The sequence below is a fragment of the Tsukamurella sp. USMM236 genome, from assembly GCF_037148755.1.
Classification (GTDB): domain Bacteria; phylum Actinomycetota; class Actinomycetes; order Mycobacteriales; family Mycobacteriaceae; genus Tsukamurella.
The window spans coordinates 447291-470061 of record NZ_JBBCSS010000001.1 but is presented as its reverse complement, the minus strand read 5'-3'; the positions used below and the strand labels follow the sequence as shown (position 1 = coordinate 470061).

At 71.1% G+C, this 22771-nt stretch carries 23 protein-coding genes; 11 read left to right on the top strand and 12 right to left on the bottom strand.

Features of this window, described 5'->3' with window-relative positions:
- The first annotated feature begins 3 nt into the window (after positions 1 to 3).
- Complete coding sequence (gene crtI / locus WFK95_RS02110; RefSeq protein ID WP_336669740.1) at positions 4 to 1452, top strand: phytoene desaturase family protein; 1449 nt, start codon at positions 4 to 6, stop codon at positions 1450 to 1452.
- A 62-nt stretch (positions 1453 to 1514) separates the two neighbouring features.
- On the opposite strand, the gene WFK95_RS02105 is transcribed toward crtI, so the two are convergent.
- The 3 genes from WFK95_RS02105 to WFK95_RS02095 form a co-directional block, all read right to left on the bottom strand.
- Positions 1515 to 2840 carry an MFS transporter gene (locus WFK95_RS02105; protein WP_336669739.1) on the bottom strand — a complete coding sequence of 442 codons (1326 nt, stop codon included), beginning with the start codon at positions 2838 to 2840 and terminating at the stop codon, positions 1515 to 1517.
- A gap of 158 nt (positions 2841 to 2998) precedes the next feature.
- Complete coding sequence (locus WFK95_RS02100; protein ID WP_224649850.1) at positions 2999 to 3478, bottom strand: SRPBCC family protein; 480 nt, start codon at positions 3476 to 3478, stop codon at positions 2999 to 3001.
- A gap of 11 nt (positions 3479 to 3489) precedes the next feature.
- On the bottom strand, positions 3490 to 3828 hold the full coding sequence (locus WFK95_RS02095) for an ArsR/SmtB family transcription factor (RefSeq protein WP_336669738.1): 339 nt from the start codon (positions 3826 to 3828) through the stop codon (positions 3490 to 3492).
- 157 nt (positions 3829 to 3985) lie between these two features.
- On the opposite strand from WFK95_RS02095, the gene WFK95_RS02090 reads away from it, so the two are divergent.
- From WFK95_RS02090 to WFK95_RS02075, 4 genes are all read left to right on the top strand, one after another.
- The gene (locus tag WFK95_RS02090) at positions 3986 to 4882 is read left to right on the top strand and encodes a metal-dependent hydrolase (protein WP_224649846.1); all 897 of its coding nucleotides are present in this window, start codon (positions 3986 to 3988) and stop codon (positions 4880 to 4882) included.
- 124 nt (positions 4883 to 5006) lie between these two features.
- Positions 5007 to 6014: a PDR/VanB family oxidoreductase gene (locus tag WFK95_RS02085; protein WP_336669737.1), complete on the top strand. Its 1008-nt coding sequence runs from the start codon at positions 5007 to 5009 to the stop codon at positions 6012 to 6014.
- A gap of 10 nt (positions 6015 to 6024) precedes the next feature.
- The gene (locus WFK95_RS02080) at positions 6025 to 6921 is read left to right on the top strand and encodes an alpha/beta fold hydrolase (RefSeq protein WP_336669736.1); all 897 of its coding nucleotides are present in this window, start codon (positions 6025 to 6027) and stop codon (positions 6919 to 6921) included.
- Entirely contained in the window at positions 6918 to 7790 is an 873-nt protein-coding gene (locus tag WFK95_RS02075) for an alpha/beta fold hydrolase (RefSeq protein WP_336669735.1), read from the top strand. The genes WFK95_RS02080 and WFK95_RS02075 overlap by 4 nt, the downstream gene beginning before the upstream one ends.
- Positions 7791 to 8010: 220 nt before the next feature.
- Here WFK95_RS02075 and WFK95_RS02070 read toward each other — a convergent pair whose 3' ends face one another.
- From WFK95_RS02070 to WFK95_RS02060, 3 genes are all read right to left on the bottom strand, one after another.
- Positions 8011 to 8307: a PadR family transcriptional regulator gene (locus tag WFK95_RS02070; RefSeq protein ID WP_336669734.1), complete on the bottom strand. Its 297-nt coding sequence runs from the start codon at positions 8305 to 8307 to the stop codon at positions 8011 to 8013.
- Between the two features lie 26 nt (positions 8308 to 8333).
- On the bottom strand, positions 8334 to 9341 hold the full coding sequence (locus WFK95_RS02065; RefSeq protein WP_336669733.1) for a hypothetical protein: 1008 nt from the start codon (positions 9339 to 9341) through the stop codon (positions 8334 to 8336).
- 177 nt (positions 9342 to 9518) lie between these two features.
- Positions 9519 to 10337, bottom strand: coding sequence for a phytoene/squalene synthase family protein (locus tag WFK95_RS02060; protein ID WP_336669732.1), 819 nt, complete (start codon positions 10335 to 10337; stop codon positions 9519 to 9521).
- Positions 10338 to 10396: 59 nt separating this feature from the next.
- Between WFK95_RS02060 and WFK95_RS02055 the strand changes: the two genes are divergently transcribed.
- Together WFK95_RS02055 and WFK95_RS02050 are read left to right on the top strand one after the other, a co-directional pair.
- Positions 10397 to 11266, top strand: coding sequence for an exodeoxyribonuclease III (locus WFK95_RS02055; protein WP_224649836.1), 870 nt, complete (start codon positions 10397 to 10399; stop codon positions 11264 to 11266).
- A gap of 70 nt (positions 11267 to 11336) precedes the next feature.
- On the top strand, positions 11337 to 12593 hold the full coding sequence (locus tag WFK95_RS02050) for an oxygenase MpaB family protein (protein ID WP_224649834.1): 1257 nt from the start codon (positions 11337 to 11339) through the stop codon (positions 12591 to 12593).
- On the opposite strand, the gene WFK95_RS02045 is transcribed toward WFK95_RS02050, so the two are convergent.
- The 3 genes from WFK95_RS02045 to WFK95_RS02035 all read right to left on the bottom strand — a co-directional run bounded on the left by WFK95_RS02045 (position 12594) and on the right by WFK95_RS02035 (position 14354).
- Positions 12594 to 13088, bottom strand: coding sequence for an FBP domain-containing protein (locus WFK95_RS02045; protein ID WP_336669731.1), 495 nt, complete (start codon positions 13086 to 13088; stop codon positions 12594 to 12596). It abuts the gene before it with no gap.
- A 241-nt stretch (positions 13089 to 13329) separates the two neighbouring features.
- Complete coding sequence (locus tag WFK95_RS02040; protein ID WP_336669730.1) at positions 13330 to 13851, bottom strand: TetR/AcrR family transcriptional regulator; 522 nt, start codon at positions 13849 to 13851, stop codon at positions 13330 to 13332.
- Complete coding sequence (locus WFK95_RS02035; RefSeq protein WP_336669729.1) at positions 13848 to 14354, bottom strand: SRPBCC domain-containing protein; 507 nt, start codon at positions 14352 to 14354, stop codon at positions 13848 to 13850. Before WFK95_RS02035 ends, WFK95_RS02040 begins: the two co-directional genes overlap by 4 nt.
- Positions 14355 to 14484: 130 nt before the next feature.
- Here WFK95_RS02035 and WFK95_RS02030 point away from each other — a divergent pair, with 130 nt between their 5' ends.
- The 3 genes from WFK95_RS02030 (at position 14485) to WFK95_RS02020 (ending at position 17746) form a co-directional block, all read left to right on the top strand.
- The gene (locus WFK95_RS02030) at positions 14485 to 15996 is read left to right on the top strand and encodes a flavin-containing monooxygenase (RefSeq protein ID WP_336669728.1); all 1512 of its coding nucleotides are present in this window, start codon (positions 14485 to 14487) and stop codon (positions 15994 to 15996) included.
- A gap of 80 nt (positions 15997 to 16076) precedes the next feature.
- Positions 16077 to 16703, top strand: a complete 627-nt coding sequence (locus tag WFK95_RS02025; RefSeq protein WP_336670133.1) for a TetR/AcrR family transcriptional regulator — start codon at positions 16077 to 16079, stop codon at positions 16701 to 16703.
- Positions 16704 to 16708: 5 nt separating this feature from the next.
- Complete coding sequence (locus tag WFK95_RS02020; protein WP_336670132.1) at positions 16709 to 17746, top strand: DUF6670 family protein; 1038 nt, start codon at positions 16709 to 16711, stop codon at positions 17744 to 17746.
- A 156-nt stretch (positions 17747 to 17902) separates the two neighbouring features.
- Here the strand turns inward: WFK95_RS02020 and WFK95_RS02015 are convergent, their stop codons facing one another.
- Genes WFK95_RS02015 through WFK95_RS02005 form a run of 3 tightly spaced genes read right to left on the bottom strand, consistent with a single transcriptional unit; the run spans position 17903 to position 19163 of the window.
- Positions 17903 to 18178, bottom strand: a complete 276-nt coding sequence (locus WFK95_RS02015) for a hypothetical protein (RefSeq protein ID WP_336669727.1) — start codon at positions 18176 to 18178, stop codon at positions 17903 to 17905.
- On the bottom strand, positions 18175 to 18549 hold the full coding sequence (locus WFK95_RS02010; RefSeq protein WP_224649820.1) for a hypothetical protein: 375 nt from the start codon (positions 18547 to 18549) through the stop codon (positions 18175 to 18177). The genes WFK95_RS02015 and WFK95_RS02010 overlap by 4 nt, the downstream gene beginning before the upstream one ends.
- A 38-nt stretch (positions 18550 to 18587) precedes the next feature.
- Positions 18588 to 19163 carry a SanA/YdcF family protein gene (locus WFK95_RS02005; protein ID WP_336669726.1) on the bottom strand — a complete coding sequence of 192 codons (576 nt, stop codon included), beginning with the start codon at positions 19161 to 19163 and terminating at the stop codon, positions 18588 to 18590.
- Positions 19164 to 19355: 192 nt separating this feature from the next.
- On the opposite strand from WFK95_RS02005, the gene WFK95_RS02000 reads away from it, so the two are divergent.
- Positions 19356 to 22760, top strand: a complete 3405-nt coding sequence (locus WFK95_RS02000) for a (Fe-S)-binding protein (protein WP_443081520.1) — start codon at positions 19356 to 19358, stop codon at positions 22758 to 22760.
- Positions 22761 to 22771: the final 11 nt, after the last annotated feature.

Below are 22771 nucleotides of genomic sequence, written 5' to 3'. Positions count from 1 at the left end.
CCCGTGCACATCGGAATCATCGGGGCGGGACTGTCCGGACTGTCGGCGGCGCTGCACCTGCTCGGGGCGGGCCACGAGGTCACCGTGATCGAGCGGTCGCGACACGTGGGCGGGCGCGCGGGCACGGTGCGGATCGGCGGCCACGTCGTCGATCCGGGCGCGAGCGTGCTGACCATGCCGGAGCTGGTCTTCGACGCCCTCGCGGCGGGCGGCCTGGACCGTTTCGCCGCCGAGGACGAGCTGGACCTCCTTCCCGTCACGCCCGCGTACGCGGGCCGCTTCCCCGCGCTGGACGGCCTGCCGCCGAGCGTGTTGCACGTGCCCGACGACCTCGCCGTCCCCGAGCACATGCGCTGGCAGCAGGGCATGTTCGACGCCGCCTACGAGCGGTTCATCGCCGGCGACGCCGCGTGGGGCTCGTACGCGAACCCGCGCGACCTGGCCCGGCTCGGCGGGCTGGTGCGACGCGGCGCGCTGCGCTCGATGCAGCACCAGGTGGACCGCCGCGTCGACGACCCGCGCGCCCGCCGCATGCTCACCTTCCAGGCGCTGTACGCGGGGGTCTCGCCGTCGGCGGCGCGGGCGGTGTACGCGGTGATCTCGCACATGGACGTCGGCCTGGGCGTCTGGTACCCGCGGGCGGGCATGGGCTGGGTGGCGTCCGTCATGGCCCGGCAGATCCAACGGGCCGGAGGCCGGCTCCTCTTCGACCACGAGGTGATCGGCCTCGATGGCCGACGGGGCCGTGTGACGGGGCTGCGGGCCCGGACGATCACCCGCGTGCACCAGTTCCCGTTCGACGGGGTGGTGCTCACGGCCGACTCTCCCGTCACCGACCGGCTCATCGCGCCGCTCGGCGGGCGGGCGCCGCGGAGGGTGCGGTTGTCGCCGTCGGCGGTGGTCGCGCACCTCGACGTGGACCCGGACCTGCAGGACCACTGGCCCACGCAGGCCCACCACACGCTGGACTTCGGTGCCGCGTGGGAGCAGACCTTCGCGGAGATCACCGCGACGCGGGGCCGCGGGCGGCTCATGAGCGACCCGTCGTTCCTCATCACCCGGCCGTCGGTCACGACGGGCGAGCCCGGGCCGGTGAGCGTGCTGGCCCCCTGCCCGAACCTGGAATCGGCGCCGCTGGACTGGGACACGATGGGCACCGACTACGCGCGCGACGTGCTGCGAACCCTGGAGGGCCGCGGCTACCGCGGGATCTCCGACGCGGAGGTGATCCACGTGGACACCCCCGCCGACTGGGCGCGACAGGGCATGTCGGCGGGCACCCCGTTCGCCGCGGCCCACACCCTCACCCAGACGGGGCCGCTGCGCCGCCCGCAGCGGGTGCCCGGCCTCGCGAACGCCGTGCTCGCCGGGTCGATGACGCACCCCGGCGTCGGGGTGCCGCCCGCACTGATCTCCGGCCGACTGGCGGCGGAGGCGATCAGTTCCTCGTGAAACCGGCCGATTCCTCGGTCACGAGGGAAGATTCGGCCTCGTGCCGCGGTATTCGGCCGGTTTCACGAGCGCACCGCGGCGGAGGCGGCGAGGGCGGCCAGGCAGACGACCGCCGCGAACACCATCGCTCCGGGCAGCGCGCCGTGGGCGAGCACCGCGGCGACCGCGGCCGCACCGAACGCCGAGCCCAACTGCCGCGTCGTGTTGAAGACGCCGGCGCCCGCGCCCACCAGGTCGCGCGGCAGCTCGGAGGTCGCGAGCAGCGACATCGGGCCCCACATCATCGCGCTGCCCACGCCGACCACCGCGGCCGGCACCGTCAGCCACCCGGCCGGCAGCGCCGCGGCGAGGACGGCCACGAACAGCGCCAGGCCGAGGGCGCACACCGCGAGACCGGCCGACAGGACTCCGCGCGGGTCGCGCCGGCGCAGCGACCGCCCGACCCGCGGCGCGAGCAGGGCCGAGACCAGGGCCATCGGCGCCAGCAGCAGCGCGGCGCCGCCCGGGGAGACGCCGTGCCGGGCCTGCGCGTAGAGCGTCGCCGGGAAGACGTAGGCGGTCACCCACGCACCGGCGAGCAGGTTGACGCCCGACGACGCGGCGAAGCTGCGAATGCGGAAGAGCCGCAGCGGGACGAGCGCGTCCTCGCTCCGTCGGCGCTGGCGGGAGAGGAAGGCGAGAGTCGCTGCGGCGCCCGCTGCGAGCGCGATCCACGGCATCGCGCCGGGTCGCCCGAGCTCCTGCAGACCGAGGATCAGCCCGAACACGGCGGCTGCGGACAGGACGGCCCCAGGAATATCGAGCCGGCGGGCGTCCGCCGTCGACCGCGGGACGAACCGGAGGGTAAGGACGATCCCCGCGACGCCCACGGGGACGTTGAGCCAGAACACCCAGCGCCAGCTCGCGACGTCGGCGAGGAGGCCACCGAGGAGCGGGCCCGCCAGCGTCGCGACGCCGGTGACGGAGCCCCAGACGCCGAGGGCCGCACCGCGGGTCTCGATCGGGAAGACGAGGGTGATGATCGCCATGACCTGCGGCGTCATCAGCGCCGCGCCGATCCCCTGCACGACGCGCATCGCCACCAGCACGCCGAGGGTCGGCGCGAAGCCGCAGGCGAGCGACGCGAGGAGGAAGACGGCGAGGCCAAGTAGGTACATGCGGCGGTGCCCGAACCGGTCACCGAGGCGGCCGCACAGCAGCATCGGGACGGCGAAGGCGAGCAGGTACGCGGACGAGACCCACAGCACCGAGCGGACGTCGGTGTGCAGGCCGTCCATGAGGCGGACGGTGACGACGGATAGCGCCGTCGCGTCCACCAGGATCATGGCGTAGCCGAGGGCGAGAGCGCCGAGCGCGGCCCACCGGTCGGCGGAGACGGACGTGGACATGGGCGTGGAGGTACGCAAAAGGAGAGACTCCTGACACGGGAGGCACGGATGGGGGCATCCGTCGACGCCGCGCAGGGCGTCGACACGTGTCAGGAGTTCATGCGCGGCAGCCTATCCCGGGACGACGGGGCGCCGTCAACGGGATTTCCGGCACACGCTCAGAGCAGGGCGTCGATCTGGTTCATCGCCTGGGTCATGCCCTCCTCCATGCCCATCTCGAGGACCTGCTCGAGCTGCTCGAGCGAACGGTGCGTCGCGGTGAGGGTCATGCGCGTCACGTCGCCGGTGGGCGTGATGACGACGGTGGTCGTGGAGTGATCCTCGGGGTCGAGGGGCTCGCCGTCCTCGCCGGCGAAGCCGTCGCGGAAGGTGAAGGTCGACGGGGCGTCGGTGGACACCGTCGAGAACCAGCCGCCGGCCTTCGTGCCGTCCGGGCCGGTCATGTAGTAGCGGGACTCACCGCCGGGCCGCAGCTCGTGGCGGACGAAGGTGGCGGGCCATCCGGGCGGGCCCCACCACTTCTCCAGCAGCCGGGGGTCCTCCCAGAGCTGCCAGACGCGCTCCGGGGAGGCGGCGAACTCCGCCTCGAGGGTGAAGGTGAGCGCCTCGCGATCGGCGCCGGTGGTGAGCACGGGCATGACGGAACTCCTCAATCGGTCGGGGGGTCGAGCAGCGCGTCCATGCGCGCGACTCTTCCCCGCCACAGGTCCTCGTATCCGCGCAGCAGGCGGGCGCCGCGCGCGATGGTGTCGACGTCCGGGCCGACCAGGGCCTCGCGCCCCCGCCGGGTCTTGACGACCAGGCCGGCCTTCTCCAGCACCGCCACGTGTTTCTGCACCGCCGCGAAGCTCATCTCGTAACCGCGGGCGAGCTCCGAGACGGAGCACTCCCGCTCGATCACCCGGACGACGATGTCGCGCCGGGTGCGATCCGCGAGGGCGTGGAAAAGGCGGTCCGCCTCGTCCGGTGCCAGTTCATCTACAACCATCAAGTTGTACGTTACCGCCGTCACATCCGGCCCGCAAGAGCTTCGGCCCGGCCACCCGAAAGTGATAGGTTCCGTGCCGAGTGCTCTCACAGCCGGTAGCGCTCACTGGACATCAGGGTGTTGAATGTCAAGACACCCACGTGGAAGGAGTCGGACGATGAGTTCGCGCACATCGGCCCAGCAGCACGAGCCCGCGGAGGTCGAGATCCACGCCCGGAACGTGGAGTTCGACTGGGAGAACGTGCCGCTGGAGTGGATCCCCGGCGAGCCCGTGGCCAGCGACATCATCAGCAGCATCCTGCACTCCGTGCTCCCCGAGGGCGAGCGCTGGTTCTGCGAGGTCTACACCGAGGCGCTGCCCTTCGTGAAGGACGAGAACCTCGCCCGCACGATGCGCGGCTTCATCGGCCAGGAGGCCATGCACGCCGAGTCGCACGATCGGGCCCTCTCCGAGTACCTGCAGCGCTGCGGCATCGACACCCAGCCCGTGGCCCGGCAGTTCGAGTACATCTTCCGCAAGATCCTCGCGCCGCGGACCTACCACTCGGACCGCGCCCAGTACAACGACATGGTGCAGCGGCTCTGGCTGATCGCGGCGGTGGAGCACTACACCGCGATCCTGGGCGTGTTCGCGCTGAACAACGCCTGGGACGACTTCGACGTGGACCCGACGATGGCCGACATCTGTCGCTGGCACGGCGCCGAGGAGGTCGAGCACCGGTCCGTCGCGCACGACGTGGCGAACTACTTCGACCCGAGCTACTTCCACCGTTGCCGCGCGATGATCGTCGGCATCGTCTTCCTCATCCTCGCGCTGCACCGCACGTCGGGCTACATGCTGCGCAAGGATCCGAACTTCAGCTACTCCTACCCGCGGCTGTGGTGGGAGTACCTCAAGGGCTCCCGCAAGAACATCCTGCCGAAGCTGCGGGACGTCGTGAAGTTCACGCTCATCTACTTCAAGCCGAGCTTCGATCCCGCGTCGATCGGGTCGACCGCGCAGGCCGTCGCGTACCTCGCGAAGTCGCCGGCCGCCCGGGCGGCGAACGGATGACGGGCGAGCGCAAGGCACCGTCGGTCTTCCGCCCCTGGGGCGAGCCCGTCACGGAGATCCTCCGCACCTGTACGGCCGCTGGAAGCGGGATCCGCTGCTGCGCTTCGCCAACGCCTTCTTCGGCGTGACCATCCCGGCGTTCGCGCACCTGATGAAGCCGCGGCACCTGGCCGAGCCCAGCACCAGCCGCGACCTGCGGGTGGTCTCGCGCGAGATCGTCGCGCACGACAAGGACGTCGTCGCCCTGACCTTCGTCTCGGCCGACGATTCCCCGCTCCCCCGCTGGACGCCCGGCGCGCACCTCGACCTGCTGCTGCCCTCGGGCCGCATGCGCGAGTACTCGCTGTGCGGCGACCCCGCGGACTCCGACACCTACCGGATCGCGGTGCGCCGCATACCGAACGGCGGCGGTGGTTCCGTCGAGGTGCACGAGACCCTGCACGTCGGTGCGACGGTGACCGTCAAGGGGCCCCGCAACGGCATGCCGATGGCGGTGCCGGGCCACGGCTCCTCCGCGGAGCACCTGCGGTTCGTCGCCGGCGGCATCGGCATCACGCCGATCCTGCCGATGATGATCGCCGCCGAGCGCCTGGGACTGAGCTGGTCGATGCTCTACTCCGGTCGCTCCACCGACACGATCCCGTTCATCGCCGAGGTGGAGCGGTTCGGCGACAAGGTGGAGATCCGGACCGACGACGAGCACGGCATCCCCACCGCCGAGACGCTCATCGGCGAGACCCCGGGCCCGACGGCGCTGTACGCCTGCGGCCCGATCCCGATGCTCGAGTCCCTGCGCGTGGGCCTGATCGGCCGCACGGACGTCGAGCTGCATTACGAGCGCTTCTCGGCGCCGCCGGTGGTGGACGGCAAGCCCTTCACCGCCACCCTCGCCCAGTCCGGACAGACCCTGGACGTGGCCGCGGACGAGACCCTGCTGGCCGCGATCCTCAAGGCCAAGCCCGACGCCCCGTACTCCTGTAAGCAGGGCTTCTGCGGCACCTGCCGGATGACGGTGACCGAGGGCACCGTCGACCACCGGGACAAGACCCTGACGCCCTTCGAGCGGGAGCAGGGCCAGATGCTGACCTGCGTCTCGCGCGCTGCCGGCGACCACCTGACCATCGATCTGTAAGGCGCACACCATGACCGATCAGCACCGCTTCGACGTGACCACGTCCGACGGCCTCACCCTGGCGGGCTTCCGCTACGGCACCCACGACGCCGCGCGCCCGACGGTGCTCGCGATCCACGGCTATCCCGACAACCACCACGTGTGGGACGGCGTCGCGGCGGCCCTCGACGGTCGCGCGAACGTCTACACCTACGACGTGCGCGGCGCGGGCGACTCCGAGGCGCCGGCCGGCAAGGCCGGGTACCGGTTCGACCGCCTCATCTCCGACATCTCGCGGGTGATCGACGCGGTACGCGAGGTCAGCGGCGACCGCTCGAAGGTGCACCTCCTCGGCCACGACTGGGGCTCGATCCAGGGCTGGCACGCCGTGGTCGACCCCGCGGTCGCGGACAAGACCGCCTCCTACACCTCGGTGTCCGGGCCGAACTTGAACCACGCGGGCGAGTACCTGCAGGGCGTGCGCAGCGCGAAGGAGCTGCCGGCGCGGCTGCGCCAGGCGGCGGGCTCGACGTACATCCCGTTCTTCCTCGTTCCGGGACTGGCGGATTCGCTGTACAAGCGCGGCTGGGGCCAGAAGCTGATCGAGACGCTGGAGAAGCGCGGCACCGGCGGCAAGGTCGCCGAGGGCTACACGCGCAGCGACCGCGACTTCACCAACGGCCTGAACCTCTACCGCGCCAACATGCCCGCCCCGTTCCTCAAGCCGGCGGACGCCACGACGTCGGTGCCCGTGCAGGTGGTCACGCCCGAGGGCGACCTGTTCGTCACGCCGCCGCTGCAGCTGGCCGGCCTGGAGAAGTCGCCGAAGTCGCGGCACGTCTCGGTGCCCGGCGGGCACTGGGTGGTCGCGCAGAACCCCGGCCCACTGGCCGATGCGACCTTCGAGTGGGTCGAGGCGAACCGGTGATCCGCAGCATCCCCGTCCGCGGTCGCTGGGTGCGGGTCCGCGAGTCGGGCGACGCGTCGCTGCCCACTCTGGTTCTGCTGCACGGCATCACGCGCAGCCTGGAGGACTGGGACCCGACCTTCGAGGCGCTCGAGGGGGAGTACCGGCTCATCGCGCCCGACCTCGCCGGGTACGGCTGGTCCGCTCCGCATCCCGACGGTGCCGGCCTCGCCGCGCTCGCCGACGGGGTCGCGGAGACCCTGGCTGCGCTGAACGTCTCGGGACCGGTGCACGTCGCGGGCAATTCGCTGGGCGGCGCGGTGACGATGATGCTGCTCGCCCGGCACCCGGAGCTGGTCGCATCGATGACGCTCGTGGATCCCGCCGGCTTCGGCAAGGAGGTGACGCCGCTGCTGCGCCTGCTCGGGGTTCCCGTGCTGGGCAAGCTGATCGCGACCACGCCGAGCCGCCCCGGTGCGATCATCCAGGAGCGGTTGATCTTCGCCGACAAGTCCTACGCCACCCGCGCGCGGGTCGATCACGCGATGGCCATCGCCCGGGAGACCGACGCCGGCCTCACCGCGTGGAAGACCGCGGACGAGCTCGGCTCCGTGCTCGGCGGCGTGCGCCAGAACTGGCGCGACGAGCTGCACCGGACCATCGCTCGGACCCCGCGGCCCACGATGGTGCTGTGGGGTGCGCGCGACAAGGTGCTGCCGCCCGTGCATCTCGAGGCCGCGCGGAGGCTCATTCCGCACGCCGAGGCGCACCTGATTCCCGGGGTCGGCCACATGCCGCAGCTCGAGTGCACGCGCGAGTTCGCCGCGCTGATCACGTCGTTCCTGCAGCGGAATCCGGTGGCGGAGCTGCCACAGGCCGCGTCGCAGTAGATCATCGGCGCCACCGCGGGGGTGGTAGTCGTTCACGGAGGGTACGCGTCCAACGCATACCCTCCGTTCTCGTAGTGCCTCAGCAGTATTGGTGCGTGCGCCCGCGGAGCGGGCACGGCTCTCACACCGGACCGCGGTCCTCAGCCCGCTTCCGCTTGCTCATACCGTTGCAACGCTATGAAGAAGCGGAAACGTCAGCGGGAAGCCGGATCGCGACGACTCAGCGCGCGGGCGCGGCCCCGAGCGCGGCGGCCGCCGCAGTGAACTCGCGCCACTCCTCACGCAGGCGGGCGAGTTCCGCGCGGCCGGCGTCGGTGAGCTCGTACACCTTCCGCGCCGGGCCGGATTCGCTCTGCTCCCACTCCGCGGCGATGCAGCCGTCGTTCTCCAGCTTCACCAGGGCGGGGTAGAGCTGCGCACCCTTGATCGGCTGCAGCCCCACCTCGACCAGTGCGGCGGAGACCCCGTACCCGTGCCGCGGCGCCGACTCCAGCACCCCGAGGATCAAGAGCGGCAACGTCGCTCTCTGCCACGCCGCGGTACTCACGCTGCAGCCCCCGGTGATGGTGCGTTCGGCCGCGCACGTCGAGCGCGAAAGGCGCTGCGCGCCGCCAAAGCCACCAGTCCGATGACGAAGCCGATGCGCAGCACGAGCCACACGCCGGTGTCACTCGGAATGAAGCTCGCCTGCAGCAGCGCGAAGGCGAACCACCCTGCCGCGCCCCACCAATACCTGCGGCCCGGCGTCGCCGGATCGTCTGCCACGAGCCTGAGTGCGAGAGCGTCGGGGCGGCCGTACTCGTCGAAAGCCGTGGTGGTCAGCCCTTCGCGCAGGGCGCGTTCGTGCTCACTCGCGGCGGCGCGTGGCGTTCCCTTCGCCATGAGCACGCCACGGAACCGTGCGAACCACTCATCGTCACTCCACGTCGTCTGCGGGGAACGCGGCGGAACGAGGCGGGCGACGAAAATCGCCAGAACACCGGGAAGGAGGAGTGCGAGTGACGCTCCCCACCGCGGTAGGTCGGCTACCACCACGACGCCGCGTCCAGACCACGAGACCTGGGACGCACCGACCAGCACCGCGACGATGGCGGCCGCCCCGAGGTATGCCGCCACCCCGATTCGCCCCGCGACGAACTGCATCATCGCAGCTCCCCCCAGGATCAGTCCGGCGACGATGGCGAGGCCCACTGCAAGGATTCCCACGGTGACATCCACGGGTCCGCCGCCGCCGATCTGAAGCCTGACCGCCGCGATGACACCGATGACGAGCAGCCCCGCGCCGCCGTATGCCAGTGCTTCGCGCGCCCCGGCACCATCCGCTTCCTCGGCCGCGGCATCGGCATCCTCGAGGTCCGGGGCGTCAGCCGCCGCCGCCTCGGCGGGGTCGCCGAACAGCTCCGCCGCGGGAACATCGGCGGCGCTGACCGCGGCGATGAGTTCGGCCTGCCGCGCAGCGGTGGACGACACAGGCACTCCCAACCTGGCCAGCCCGAGGATGTACCGCCCCGCCCACGCCCGGTCGTGCTCAGGCCAATCGTTCACCGCCATCTCGACTCCTACCTAGATCCAATTTGTATCTAGGTATAGCAGTCGGCTCTACGGCGAACAACACCATCGGCGGGGAGGTGATGCGGATACTGCATAGCAACGCGGCCGGAGACACGTCGTGAGCAGGCGTTTCACGGGTATGCGGCAGGCGCATAGCCATTCAGAACGACTACTGCGTCACCGCGAGGAGGAGAGCGAGCGGGCGATCACCGCCGCCTTCCGTGGCCCGGGGACGCGGACGCGGCCGGATCGCGCACCGTCGAGCCCGGCGGCCCGGAGACGAACCAGAAGCTCGCCGTAGAGGTCCGCGGCGACGCGGACGCCGCGCTGCACGTCCCGCGGGAGCCGCGCGATACCGGCGCGCCCGGCGGCGAGGTCGGCGACGGCGTCGTCGAGGGCCTCGTCGTAGGCGCGCTGCGTGAGCTCAGGCAGGTAGGCCCGGCCGAGGCGGAGCTCGTCGTCGGTGAGGTCGCGGAGGAAGTTGACCTTCTGGAACGCGGCGCCGAGGCGCGCGGCGTCGGGGGCCAGCCTGTCGTAGTCCGACGGTGCGACCCCCACCAGGTAGGCGCGCAGGCACATGAGCCCGACGACCTCGGCGGAACCGTGGATGTACTCGGCGAGGGACTCCGCCGTGTGCGGGGCGGGGGTGAGGTCGGCGCGCATGGAGGCGAAGAAGGGCCTGGTCAACTCCGTCCCGAAGCCCGTCGCGCGGGCGGTGCTCGCGAAGGCGTGCACCACGAGGTTCGCGCTGAAACCCTCTGCGATCGCGCGCTCCACGGCCTCCTCGAGCGCGTCGAGATGAGCCCGTGGATCTGTGGGGCAGGCACCGTCGACGATCTCGTCCGCGACCCGCACCAGCCCGTAGATCGACGTGATGTGGTCGCGGACGCGATGCGGCATCAGGCGGGCGGCCAACGAGAACGAGGTGGAGTAGTCGCGGATCACGACCGCGGAGGCCGCGACAGCGGCGCGACCGTATCGTTCGGCGGAATCCATGCCTCCAGTCTCCCGACCGCCCCGCCGGGCCTGTCAGGGCACCCCGATACGGTGGGGGCATGCGCGTCGCCACGTGGAATGTGAACTCGGTCAAGCAGCGGCACGGCAGGCTGCTGGAGTGGCTGGACTCGCGTCGGCCGGACGTCGTCTGCCTGCAGGAACTCAAGATGACCGACGACGCCTTCGCCACCCTCATCGGCCCCGATCTCGAGGAACGCGGCTACGAGTTCGCCACCGCGGGGCAGCCGCAGTGGAACGGCTCGGCACTGCTGTCCAAGGTGGGCCTGGAGGACGTGATCGTCGGAATCCCCGATGGGCCCGCGTTCGACGGGATCGTCGAGGGGCGTGCGATCTCGGGCGTCTGCGACGGGATCCGGGTGCACTCGCTGTACACACCGAACGGCCGCGAGATCGATTCCGACCACTACGCGTACAAGCTCGAGTGGCTCGCCGCCCTCGTCGCGCAGGTGAAGGCCGATACCGTCCCCCAGCTGGTCTGCGGCGACATGAACATCGCGCCCACCGATGCCGACGTCTTCGATCCGGCCGCCTTCGCCGGCCACACCCACGTGACGGCGCCCGAACGCGCCGCCCTGGCGGCACTCGCGGACGCCGGCCTGCGCGACGTGGTGCGCGATCACTGGCCGGACGAGCAGGTGTTCTCGTACTGGGACTACCGCGCCGGCATGTTCAACAAGAACCTCGGCATGCGCATCGACCTCATCCTTGCCAGCGGCGAGGTCGCCGACCGCACCGCCGCGGCCTGGATCGACCGGCAGGCGCGCAAGGGCAAGGGCCCGTCGGACCACGCGCCCGTCATGCTCGACCTCGACGCGGCACCGGACGGCGACGTGGGCCCGATGGTGCCGCCACCGTCGGCCGGGCGGGTCTCGCCCAAGGGCGCGAAGCTGCCCCAGGCCAAGGACTGACAGCTTCATGTTGCAATAGCAATACTTCACTCGCTACCCTTCGCCGAGATCACAGGCGAGAGGGAGTGGCGTGGACAGGACCGCGGTACAGGACGGCATCACCAGGCGGGACGCGCTCCGCGCCGCCGGCGTGGGCGCGGCGGGCGCCGGAGTGGCCGCACTCGCAGGGACGCTGGGCACGGGGCTCGCCTCGGCCGATCCCGGCGTGCGCACCGCGGCCACCCCCGACTCCGCCACGACGTGGGACCCGGAGTGCGACGCGCTCATGAAGTCGGTGCTCGAACGCGGCGACGTCGAGCGGACCAACCGCGCCCTCGCCCAGTGGGAGACGAACTCCCAGCCGCTGCCGGCCGGCCTACCGTCGGACGTGCGGGACTTCATCGAGGAGGCCCGGAAGCTCCCCGAGTGGCTCGACCCGCGCCTGATGAAGGGCGCCGACAAGTTCTACACCACCCGCAGCTTCTACCTCTCCACGATCATCGGGCTCTGCGGCGGCATCATGATGTCCGTCATCCCCCGCGAGTCGCGGGCCGTGTACTGGTCCGCGGGCGGCGCCGACATGAAGGACCGCATCGCCAAGACCTACCGCCTGGTGTACGACCAGATCGCCGTCGGCGCGTACGGCCCCAGCGGCCGCGCCGCCACCACCGCGGTGAAGGTCCGCCTCACGCACGGCGCCGTCCGGCACCTCCTCCCGCAGTCGCCGCACTGGAAGAAGGTCGCCGACCAGCCCAAGCCCATCTCCCAGGCCGACATGATGGTCACCTGGCACACGCTCGCCACCATGGGCATGCGCATCATGCGGAACTGGGGCGTCCACCTGCCGCAGGACGAGGTCGACGGGCTGCTGCACTCGTGGCAGGTCAACGGGCACATGCTGGGCATTCGCGACGAGTACATCCCGTCGAGCTGGGACCAGGCCGAGCGACAAGCGCAGAAGGACCTCGACACGATCATGGGTCCGACCCCCGAGGGGGTCAAGATCGCGAACATGCTCGTGGACCTGGGGCGTGACCTCGACGCGCGGATCGTCTCGCGCCCCGCCATCGAGGCCTTCACCCGCTACTCCCTCGGCGACAAGCTGACCGACTGGATGCAGCTGCCTCCGCAGCCGCTGTACCAGGGCCTGCTCACGGTGGCGTGGCCCACCTACGTCGCGATCCGGGAGGGCGGACTCACGCAGGCCGCCCTCCCGCCCGAGCTGTATCACCAGATGGACCAGATCGCGAACACGTTCGAGCTGGTCTACCTGGGCGGCTTCCGGCCGATCAACATCGCGATCCCCACCGGGAACAACCCGAACTACAGCAAGCCGAAGTACCGGTGATCAGTCCTCGGTACTGAGCACCTCGGCGACGAAGCCGGTCACCCGGCGCCGCAGGTCGGCGAGGTTCTGCTCGCGGATCTGCTCGACGTCGGTGCCCTTGTGGAAGGCGGGCGGCAGCTTGCGCGCGTTGGCGGCACAACGGAAGTCCTCGCACACGAGGACGCCGAGGGTGTCGCCCTTGCGGCCGGCCGATCCGCCCCGTCGCACCGAGAACAGGACCGCCTGGCTCGAAATGTTGACGTCGCGGCACCAGGTGCACATGGCCTTCGCCGAGGGCTTGGCGTCGGCCTGGGTGAGCAGGAGGGTGACCAGCCCGTCGTCGGTGGGCACGCTGACGTAGGCGCGACGCGGGATCTTCTTGTCGCGCCAGCCGACGAATTCGAGGGCGGCGAAGTCGAATTCGTCGAAGTTCGACGGGAACGCGACCCGCTTGACCTCGCTCTTGGTGGCGCCGCGGAAGGCGTCGACGACCTGCTGCTGGGATACGGGATCCATGAGTGAACCGTTCTGTTGCTCCCGGGCGTGAATGCCGGGGAGTGGGAGTGTGTGGGCAGGGCTGCGCGGCCGGTCCGGTGGATCGGCCGCGGGGCGGGATCATCTGCCGTGGCGCAGGGCGCCGGACACTCCTCCTCGGTTCATGGGCCCCACCCTACGCGCGGCCGCGGTGAAACTTCGACGCCTTTTCGCGCCCAGGGCCCGTCTTCGCACGCGAAACCGCCTCGGTGACGTCGATGTTTCACGCGAAGCGGCGGGCCAGCTCGTCCCAGGTCTCGTCGGGCGCGGAGCCCGTGGGGAACCGCCCGTCGATCTCCAGGATCGCGAGGCCGTGCGCGGCCGCCCAGAGCGCCTGCGCGGCGTGCGGATCGCCGGTGACCTCGTAGAACGGGCTGCCCGACCATTCCTCGAGACCGTCCGGCAGTGCCTCCCGGTCGAGCGGCCCGACGGTGGCGAGGCGGTACAGGTTCGGGTTGTTCCGGGCCACTGCTCGGTAGTCCCGCAGCAGCGCCGCGACATCGGTGACGGGCCGCAGCGCCGCGCCGGACTCGGCGAGCGCCACCCCGACCAGCGCGGACTTCACCGCGTCCTTGCTCGCGAAGTGCTTGTACAGCGACGGTGCGCGGATGCCGACCTCGTCGGCGAGGTCGCGCATCGTGACGCGTTCCCACCCGTCGCGCTCGAGGAGCGCGCGGGCGGTCTCCACGATCTGGCGCGCACGCGGGGACGCCGTGCGCAGGGGCGCCAGCTCGTCGGGAATCACCGGGCGATCGTAGCCAGGACGCGGTCGCGCAGCGCGGCGTTCATCGCGTCGAAGCCGCCCGCCACGTCGATCGACGAGCCGGCCACCGGCACGAGGACTCCCCGGAACCGCTCCCCCTGCGCGAACCGCGTCCCCTGCGCCGTGGCCTCCAAGCGGAACGAGTGCTCACCGTCGAGGACGCCGGGGAGCAGCACGCGGCCCCGCCACCGCAGCTCGCGGTCCGGCTCCACGGCCAGCACCGCGGGCCGGAAGCCCGTCTCGGAGCCGCCGTTGCTGATCCGCACGTCGAGGTCGCGCCCCACTTCCAGGCCGTCGGGCGCGGCGGCGCGGATCACGAACGGGTTCCACTGCGGATAGGCCGCGAAGTCGACGAGGACGCGCCACACCTCGGCCGGCGGCGCGGCGATCTCGATGGACCGCTCGACCGTCCGCTCCCGGTGGAGCACCACCGCCGCGCCCGCCACCAGTGCGATCGCCGCCGCGATCGACAGGATCCACTTCATGATTCCTCCTAGGCTAACAGCGTTAGCCCGACCCTAAGCGAACGACGTTAGCCGCGCAACACGGGTAATTGACCGACGAGTCAATCCGTGTTTATATGACTTGGTAGTCATATCTAGGAGGGAACGGGACATGGCCTCAGTCATCGTCATCGGAGCCGGCTTCTCGGGCATCGCCGCCGCGATCGAACTGCTCCGCGGCGGCCACGACGTGACCGTCCTCGAGCGCGGCCCCGACGTGGGAGGCGTCTGGCGCGAGAACGCCTACCCGGGCGCCGCGTGCGACGTCCCGTCGGCCTACTACTCGCTCTCGTACTCCCCCAACCCGCGCTGGAGCCGGCGCTACGCCCCGCAGGCGGAGATCCTCGGATACCTCCGCGACAACGCCGACAAATACGGCCTGTACGAGCGCATCCGGTTCGGCGTGACGGTCCGCGAGGCGCGCTTCGACGACGACGCCCACCGCTGGACGGTGCGCCTCGACGACGGCGAGGACCAGGACGTCGTCGCCGAGCTCGACGCCGATTTCCTGGTGCCGGCCGTCGGGCAGCTCTCCACCCCGATTCTCGCGGACCTGCCCGGGCACAACGGATTCACCGGCGCCGCCTTCCATTCCGCGCAGTGGGACGAGTCGATCGACCTCGCCGGCAAGAAGATCGCGGTGATCGGCACAGGCGCGAGCAGCATCCAGATCGTGCCCGAGATCGCGCAGGTCGCGCGGTCGGTCACCGTCTACCAGCGGTCCGCGCCGCACATCCTGCCGCGCCCCGACTCCCGGCTCACCCGGGCGCACGCGATCCTCGCCCGCCGCGCGCCCGTCACCCTCCGCACCCAGCGCCTGCTGTGGCAGGGAATCACCGAGGGGTTCACGGCCGCACTGCATTACGCGCCACCGGTGGCCCGCGCCCTCGAACTCGTCTGCCTCGCCTTCATGCGAGCGCAGGCCGGTGACGCCGAGCTGTACCGCACCATCCGGCCCGAGTACCCGCTCGGCTGCAAGCGGGTCCTGTTCTCCAACCGCTACATCCCGGCGCTGCGCCGGCCGAACGTGGAGCTCGTCACCGATCGCATCGCGCAGGTGGGAGCCACGTCGATCACCACGGCCGACGAGGTGCGACGCGAGACCGACGTCATCGTCCACGGCACCGGCTTCGCCGCGGGCACCTTCCTCGACCACGTGTCGATCCGGGGAAGGGACGGCGCCGAACTCAGCGCCGCCTGGGCCGACGGGCCGCGCGCCCACCTGGGCATCGCGGTCCCCGGCTTCCCCAACATGTTCCTCATGTACGGCCCCAACACCAACCTCGGATCGGGGTCGATCGTCGCGATGCTCGAGTGTCAGGCGCGCTACATCCGGCAGGCCCTCGCCGCGATTCCCGACGGTGCCGCCGCCGAGGTCCTGCCCGAGGTTGAGGCCGCGCACGACGAGGCCCTGCAGGCGCGGCTCGCGAACGGCGTCTGGTCCCGGTGCGACAGCTGGTACGTCGCCGGATCGGGACGCGTCGTCTCGAACTGGCCCGGCACGGTTCGCGAGTATCGCCACCGGACCGACCGATTCGACCCCGCCGAGTACACCCTCCGCCCGGCCCCGTGGGACGCCCCTCGCGACGTCCGGCGCGACGGCACGAGCTTGACCGCCCGGTGAGCGATCCCGAAGATGGACGGTGTGAACGGGGTGCCACGGTGACGCGGGAGGCGACGCGTCCGCGCTCCGGCACCCGCGGCGTGCCGCGCGAGGTGCGGGCCGCGGAGATCCTCGAAGCCGCCGCCGCCGAGTTCGGCACCCACGGCTACGCCGGGGCTCAGGTGACGGCCGTCGCCGAACGCGCCGGAGTCTCGAAAGCCCTGGTGCTGGCCTACTTCGGCTCCAAGGAGAAGCTGTACATCGCGTGCGTGCAGAAGGCCGGGCCCCTCGTCTTCGACGCGGTCCGCGACGCCTTCGCCCAGCCGGACCCCGATCCCCTGCCCGGTTCGTTGTTCAATCGCGCCGCCGTCCGGGTGCTCACCGGCATCGTCACCTCCCTGGAGGGCCGCATCGGGTACTGGGCGCTGCTCTACGACCGGTCGGTGCCCGACGGCGACGGCCGGGTCGTGGCACGCGGGCAGCGACACCGCCTGCGGGAGCAGTCCTCCTCCGCCGTCGCCGGCGTGGTGCGCGCCGCAGGACTCACCGATCCGCGCGACCAGGCCGCCGCCGTCATCGTCTGGGAATCCATGATCTCCGGCGTCATGCAGTGGTGGCGCCTGAACCCCGAACTGTCCGCCGCCGAAGTCTCGGCGAGCGCCACCCGCATCCTCGCGGCCTGGGCGATCCCCGCGCCGTCCCCCTCCCCCGATACGGAGAACCCGTGAGCCACATGATTTCCACCCTGCTGTCCCGCGCCGTCGTCGACGGGGCGCTCCCCCTGCTGGACCGACGGATCGAGGCCTCCCGCCGACCCTTCGACCAGCCGGAGATCCTGCGGCCGCACGCCACCTCGAAGGCATGGTCCACCACCCACTACGGCGTCTTCGTGCCGGACCTGCCGGAGCCGTACCGGTACGTGAACACCATGACGTTGATCGGCGCCGCGGGCGCGGCGCTCTTCGACCAGGACCACCTCTCGGCCGCGGATGCGCGGAACACGACGACGGTGCTCTCCTCCACCGCCTACGCCGACCAGCACTTCTACCGCGCCTACGACGCGTCGCGCGAATGCCGTTTCGCCGCAGACGGTTCCGAGCTGCGGTGGGGTGACGAGCTCGCCATCGACGTGGATCTGCCCCGCGTCACGGTGCGCGGCCGCTACCCGGGCTTCGACGTCGACCTGGAACTCGAGGTCTCCGACCAGGTCTCGTACTTCGTCAAGACCCCGATCTACGACCACCTCAGCCTGACCGCGCCGTACACCGGCACCGTCGACGGCGATCCCGTCGAAGGCGTCGGCACGTTCGAGTACGCCCGCATCCGCAGCCACCAGGCGCTCACCCGCCGCGCGATGCCCACGGCGCTCAAGCTGCCGATCGACTTCTTCACCTACCAGATCATCGACATCGACCCCACCACCCAGATCCTCCTCACCGACGTCCGCGCGCGCGGCCACATCGCGTGCCGGCTCGCGCACGTCCGGCGCCTCGGCGAACCGGCCGAGGTCTACGACGACGTCCGGATGGACGTGATCGAGTCGCGCCGGGTCGTCGACGACCGGGGCCGCGCGATGACGGTGCCCGTCCTGCTGAAGTGGACCGTCCGGGACGGCGAGGACGAGGTCCTCACGATCGACGGATCCGTCGACAGCGAGCTCCGGTACGGGCACGGCCGCGGCTACGTGGGCGCCTACACCTACCTCGGCAGCTACCGATCCCAGCCGGTCGCCGGCAGCGCCTACCTGGAGTGGATCGACACGCAGCCCTGAGGTCGGTGCCGTCGAAGCGGCCTCAGGCATCCGGAAGCATCGATCGAACGGACCGTTCCTCTTCCCCGGAGGGCATGCGTGACACGCATCGCCTCGGCGTTCGTCGAGCGGCCTGGGAGCGACCCGCGGGCGGAATCGACCGCGCGCCACTTCCGCTCACACCGCGAGACTACGACTGCGAGCGTGGCCCTCACCGCCGCAGGAGGCGTCGAACGAGGACGCGCTCCACCACTGCATCAACCCGAGGATCACGAGGAGAAGGACGATCAGGGCGAGTCCGAGCAGGCGTGCGCGACGGGACTCCCCGTAGACGAGGGCGCCGCCCGCTGCCCCACCGAGGACCACCGCTACGCCCATGCCGATCTGTACGGCGTTCCGCAGGATCGTGCGACCGCTCGTGTAGCCGTCGCCGCCGCTATCCGGCGCGGTCACGCCGGACACCAGCCGAGGAAGGCGTCCCGATACGTGGAGACGAAGAATTCGGAGCCGACGAAGATCGCGACGACGAGACCTACGGCAGCACCGCACGCCAGGAACGCGAGACGGTACCTGCGAGCGCGCCGCGCGAAGTCCGCCCAGAACAGCGCGGCCCACGCCCCGAGCGCAAGGAGGACGCACCCCATCAACCAGGCCACGTCGGTCACGAAGATCGAGAAGTAGTTGCCTCCGTCGAGGTACGTGCCGCAGATCTCGGTCGACAGGCGCCCCACCTCGACCCGGTCGTCGTTGGCGATGAGGACCGCGATGACGAGGAGCAGGACCAGCGCGCCTCCCAGCGCTACCCGCTGCAGGACTCGATACACGCCCTTGAATGTACCCAAACAAACTTAATGTTCAGTAATCAGCGCCCGCGGGCGATGTCCAACGCCGCCTTGGGGCGCGACAGGACGTACTCGCGGGCGAGGTTGCGGACCCACGCGCGACGCGTGCACCCGCAGGAAGCGCGGACGGCGTCGGCGTCGAGGCCGAGATGGCGGGCGAGGGCGGCGGCCCGTCGGGCATGGAAGAACTGGGAGACGAGCAGGACCCGTTCGACCCCGAACTCGTCGCGCGCGCGACGGCACGCGAGATAGGTATCGAGCCCGGCACCGTCGGTGAGCAGGGCCGACTCCGGCACGCCCCGGTCGCGGAGCCACCCCGTCATGACGGCGATCTCGTCGCCGGAGGTGCCGCCGGCGTTGCCCGAGACCAGGATCTTCTCGACCTTCCCCAGCCGCAGGAGCTGCAGTGACGCCTCCAACCGGCCCTCGACGAAGGAGCCCGGACGGCCGCCCCGCACCGACGCCCCGAAGGCGATCGCGACGGGCGCGGGCGGCGCCGATTCCGGCGCGTACAACGGCCCCGTACCTGTGAGGCCGGTCACCACCGAACGTGCACGTGCGACGGGATTTCGGCGCACGCGGACGGCTGAACTCATGAGCACACCTTACCGAGCAGCGAGTTAGGTGAACCTTCGCGCAGGACCACATATATCCGCGTTCTACCGTTAAGCCAGACGCAGTGGTTTCACACCTATGTTACTGACGAGTAATATCGGTGGTTACCCAGCCCGCGAGGCAGAAAGGTGCACGACGTGGACCAGACATATGTGGCCGCCGCCGAGTCCGACATCACCCCGCTGAACATCACCCTCGGCACGATCGGCGCAGTCGCGTTCGTCGTCGCCTGGGCGATCTTCTTCCGCGGCGCGTTCCGCATGGTGCGGATCATCGCCCAGGGACAGTCCGCCAAGGACCGCTGGCTCCCCTTCATCCCTCGCGCCGCCGAGGTCGTGGTCGAGTTCCTCGCCCACACCAAGATGATCAAGAACCGCACGGTGGGCATCGCCCACTGGTTCGTCATGGTCGGCTTCCTCGCCGGCATGGTGTTCTGGTTCGAGGCCCTGCCGCAGACCTTCGACCCGGCCTTCCACTGGCCCGTCGTCGGCTCGTGGCCGGTTTACCACCTCCTCGACGAGGTACTGGGTATCGCGACGTTCCTCGGCATCCTCGTGCTCATCGTGGTGCGCCAGGTCAAGCACCCGCGCAACCCCGCGCTGTTCTCGCGCTTCTCCGGCAGCAAGTTCCTGCCCGCGTACACGATCGAGGCCATCGTCCTGTCCGAGGGCGTCGGAATGATCCTGGTGAAGGCGAGCAAGATCGCCACGTACGGCGAGTCGGATCCCGTGACCGACTTCTTCACCCGCCACGTCGCCGAGTTGCTCCCCGCGAGCCCGACGCTGATCACCGTCTTCGCCTTCGTCAAGCTGATGTCGGGCGTCATGTTCCTCGTCCTGGTGGGCAGCAACCTCACCTGGGGCGTCGCGTGGCACCGCTTCTCGGCCTTCTTCAACATCTACTTCAAGCGCGAGCTGGGAAGCCGCCGCGCGCTGGGCGCCGCCAAGCCGATGGTCTCCAACGGCAAGGTCCTGACCATGGAGAACACCGACCCCGACGTCGACAACCTGGGCGCCGGCAAGATCGAGGACTTCTCCTGGAAGGGCTGGCTGGACTTCACGACCTGCACCGAGTGCGGTCGCTGCCAGAGCCAGTGCCCCGCCTGGAACACCGGTAAGCCGCTGAGCCCGAAGCTGCTGATCATGGGCCTGCGCGACCACGGCTACGCCAAGGCGCCGTACCTGCTGGCCGGCGGCCGCACGGACCCGTCGGGCGAGCAGACCGGCCTGGTCGACGCCGAGGGCAACCCGGACGAGGCCAAGCTGGAGAAGATCCCCGCCGACGCCCGCGCCGAGGCCGAGCGCGCCCTGGTCGGGCCCGCGGGCGAAGACGGCGCCCTGGGCGGCGTCATCGACCCCGAGGTCCTCTGGTCCTGCACCACCTGTGGTGCGTGCGTCGAGCAGTGCCCCGTCGACATCGAGCACGTCGACCACATCGTCGACATGCGCCGCTACCAGGTGCTCATCGAGTCCGAGTTCCCGCACGAGCTGGCCGGCCTGTTCAAGAACCTCGAGAACAAGGGCAACCCCTGGGGCCAGAACGTCAGCCAGCGCACCGCCTGGATCGACGAAATGGACATCGACATCCCGGTCTACGGCCAGGACGTCGAGTCCTTCGACGGCTTCGAGTACCTCTTCTGGGTCGGCTGCGCCGGCGCCTTCGAGGATCGCGCCAAGAAGACCACCAAGGCCGTCGCCGAGCTCCTCGACGTGGCCGCCGTGAACTTCCTGGTCCTGGGCCAGGGCGAGACCTGTACCGGCGACTCCGCCCGCCGCGCGGGCAACGAGTTCCTGTTCCAGATGCTCGCCCAGCAGAACATCGAGCAGCTCGACGAGGTCTTCGACGGCCTGCCCGCCAAGCAGCGCAAGATCGTCGTGACCTGCGCCCACTGCTTCAACGCGCTCGGCAACGAGTACCCGCAGGTCGGCGGCGACTACGAGGTCGTCCACCACACGCAGCTGCTCAACAAGCTGGTCCGCGAGAAGCGGCTCGTGCCCGTCGCGCCCCCGTCGGAGGACGTGACCTACCACGACCCCTGCTACCTCGGCCGCCACAACCAGGTCTACGAGGCCCCCCGCGAGCTGATCGGCGCATCGGGCGCCACGCTCAAGGAGATGCCGCGGCACCTCGAGCGGTCCATGTGCTGCGGCGCCGGCGGCGCGCGCATGTGGATGGAGGAGCAGCTCGGCAAGCGCATCAACATCGACCGCGTCGACGAGGCCCTGAACACCCTGTCGTCGTCGCCCGAGGCCACCCCGAAGAAGATCGCCACCGGCTGCCCGTTCTGCCGCGTGATGCTCTCCGACGGCGTGACCGCGCAGACCGCCGACAACGAGGCCGCCGCGCCCGAGGTCGTCGACGTCGCGCAGATGCTCCTCGAGTCCGTCCGACGGGGCCTGCCCGAGGGCATCGTCGTCGGCAACCCGAACCGCAAGGTGTCCGACGGTGCCACCGCCCTCGCCGAGGCGCCTGCCGCGGCACCGGCCGCAGCTCCGGCGGCTGCCGCGACCGCAGCCGCTCCGGCCGCGCCCACGGAGAAGAAGGACGCGAAGCCGACGGTGGGCCTCGGCCTCGCCGGCGGCGGCAAGCGCCCCGGTGGACCGAAGAAGCCGGGCGCTCCGAAGCCCGCAGCGGCTCCCGCCGCCGACGCCGCTCCCGCGGCCGAGGCTCCGGCGGCACCCGCCGCACCGGCGAAGCCCGCGGTGGGTCTGGGCCTGGCCGGTGGCGCCAAGCGCCCGGGCGCCAAGAAGCCCGGCGGCGCGGCTCCGGCCGCTCCCGCAGCGCCCGCCGCTGAGGCCGCTCCGGCGGCCGAGGCTCCGGCGGCCCCCTCGGCGCCCGCTAAGCCCGCGGTCGGCCTGGGTATCGCCGGCGGCGCCAAGCGTCCGGGTGCGAAGAAGCCCGGTGCGCCCAAGCCCGCGGCCACCGCACCGACGGCTCCTGCAGCCGAGGCGCCCGCCGCACCGGCCGAGGCTCCGGCCGCCGACACCGCTCCCGCCGAGGACCGCACGCTGACCGCAGCGGGCGAGTCCAAGTCGGCCGGCTTCGGCATCGCCGCGGGCGCCCGCCGCCCCGGCGCCAAGAAGCCCGGTGCGCCCAAGCCCGCAGCGACCGCCGCTCCTGCTGCCGAGGCCCCTGCCGCCCCCGCGGCCGAGGCACCCGCGACCGAGGCTGCCGCGGCTCCGGCCGCACCGGCTGCCGCGGCTCCGGCTGCACCGTCGGCCCCGGCCGAGGACCGCACGCTGACCACGGCGGGCGAGTCCAAGTCGGCCGGCTTCGGCATCGCGGCGGGCGCCAAGCGCCCCGGCGCGAAGAAGCCGGGCGCGCCGAAACCAGCGCCTGTGACGGATTCGGCACCGGCGGCCGCTGAGACGCCGGTCACACCCGCACCCGCGGCCGACGCCCCGGCAGAGGCCCCCGCGGCCGCTCCGGAGGCGGCACCGTCGGCCCCGGAAACCGACGCTGACCAGCCGAAGGCACCGTCGGGCGCGAGCGACCGCACGGTGACCACGGAGGGTGAGTCGAAGGCCAAGGGCTTCGGGATCGCGGCGGGCGCGAAGCGCCCCGGTGGACGGAAGTGATCGAAGCTCCC

What these genes read in the sequence shown, in the direction of transcription:
- WFK95_RS02090 (WP_224649846.1), top strand. Translation starts at nt 3,986, where the DNA reads ATGAGTTCGCGCACATCGGCCCAGCAGCACGAGCCCGCGGAGGTCGAG.
- WFK95_RS02060 (WP_336669732.1), bottom strand. Translation starts at nt 10,337, where the DNA reads ATGGATTCCGCCGAACGATACGGTCGCGCCGCTGTCGCGGCCTCCGCG.
- WFK95_RS02065 (WP_336669733.1), bottom strand. Translation starts at nt 9,341, where the DNA reads ATGGCGGTGAACGATTGGCCTGAGCACGACCGGGCGTGGGCGGGGCGG.
- WFK95_RS02005 (WP_336669726.1), bottom strand. Translation starts at nt 19,163, where the DNA reads ATGAGTTCAGCCGTCCGCGTGCGCCGAAATCCCGTCGCACGTGCACGT.
- WFK95_RS02030 (WP_336669728.1), top strand. Translation starts at nt 14,485, where the DNA reads ATGGCCTCAGTCATCGTCATCGGAGCCGGCTTCTCGGGCATCGCCGCC.
- WFK95_RS02105 (WP_336669739.1), bottom strand. Translation starts at nt 2,840, where the DNA reads ATGTCCACGTCCGTCTCCGCCGACCGGTGGGCCGCGCTCGGCGCTCTC.
- WFK95_RS02080 (WP_336669736.1), top strand. Translation starts at nt 6,025, where the DNA reads ATGACCGATCAGCACCGCTTCGACGTGACCACGTCCGACGGCCTCACC.
- WFK95_RS02055 (WP_224649836.1), top strand. Translation starts at nt 10,397, where the DNA reads ATGCGCGTCGCCACGTGGAATGTGAACTCGGTCAAGCAGCGGCACGGC.
- WFK95_RS02100 (WP_224649850.1), bottom strand. Translation starts at nt 3,478, where the DNA reads ATGCCCGTGCTCACCACCGGCGCCGATCGCGAGGCGCTCACCTTCACC.
- WFK95_RS02095 (WP_336669738.1), bottom strand. Translation starts at nt 3,828, where the DNA reads ATGGTTGTAGATGAACTGGCACCGGACGAGGCGGACCGCCTTTTCCAC.
- WFK95_RS02020 (WP_336670132.1), top strand. Translation starts at nt 16,709, where the DNA reads ATGATTTCCACCCTGCTGTCCCGCGCCGTCGTCGACGGGGCGCTCCCC.
- WFK95_RS02045 (WP_336669731.1), bottom strand. Translation starts at nt 13,088, where the DNA reads ATGGATCCCGTATCCCAGCAGCAGGTCGTCGACGCCTTCCGCGGCGCC.
- WFK95_RS02035 (WP_336669729.1), bottom strand. Translation starts at nt 14,354, where the DNA reads ATGAAGTGGATCCTGTCGATCGCGGCGGCGATCGCACTGGTGGCGGGC.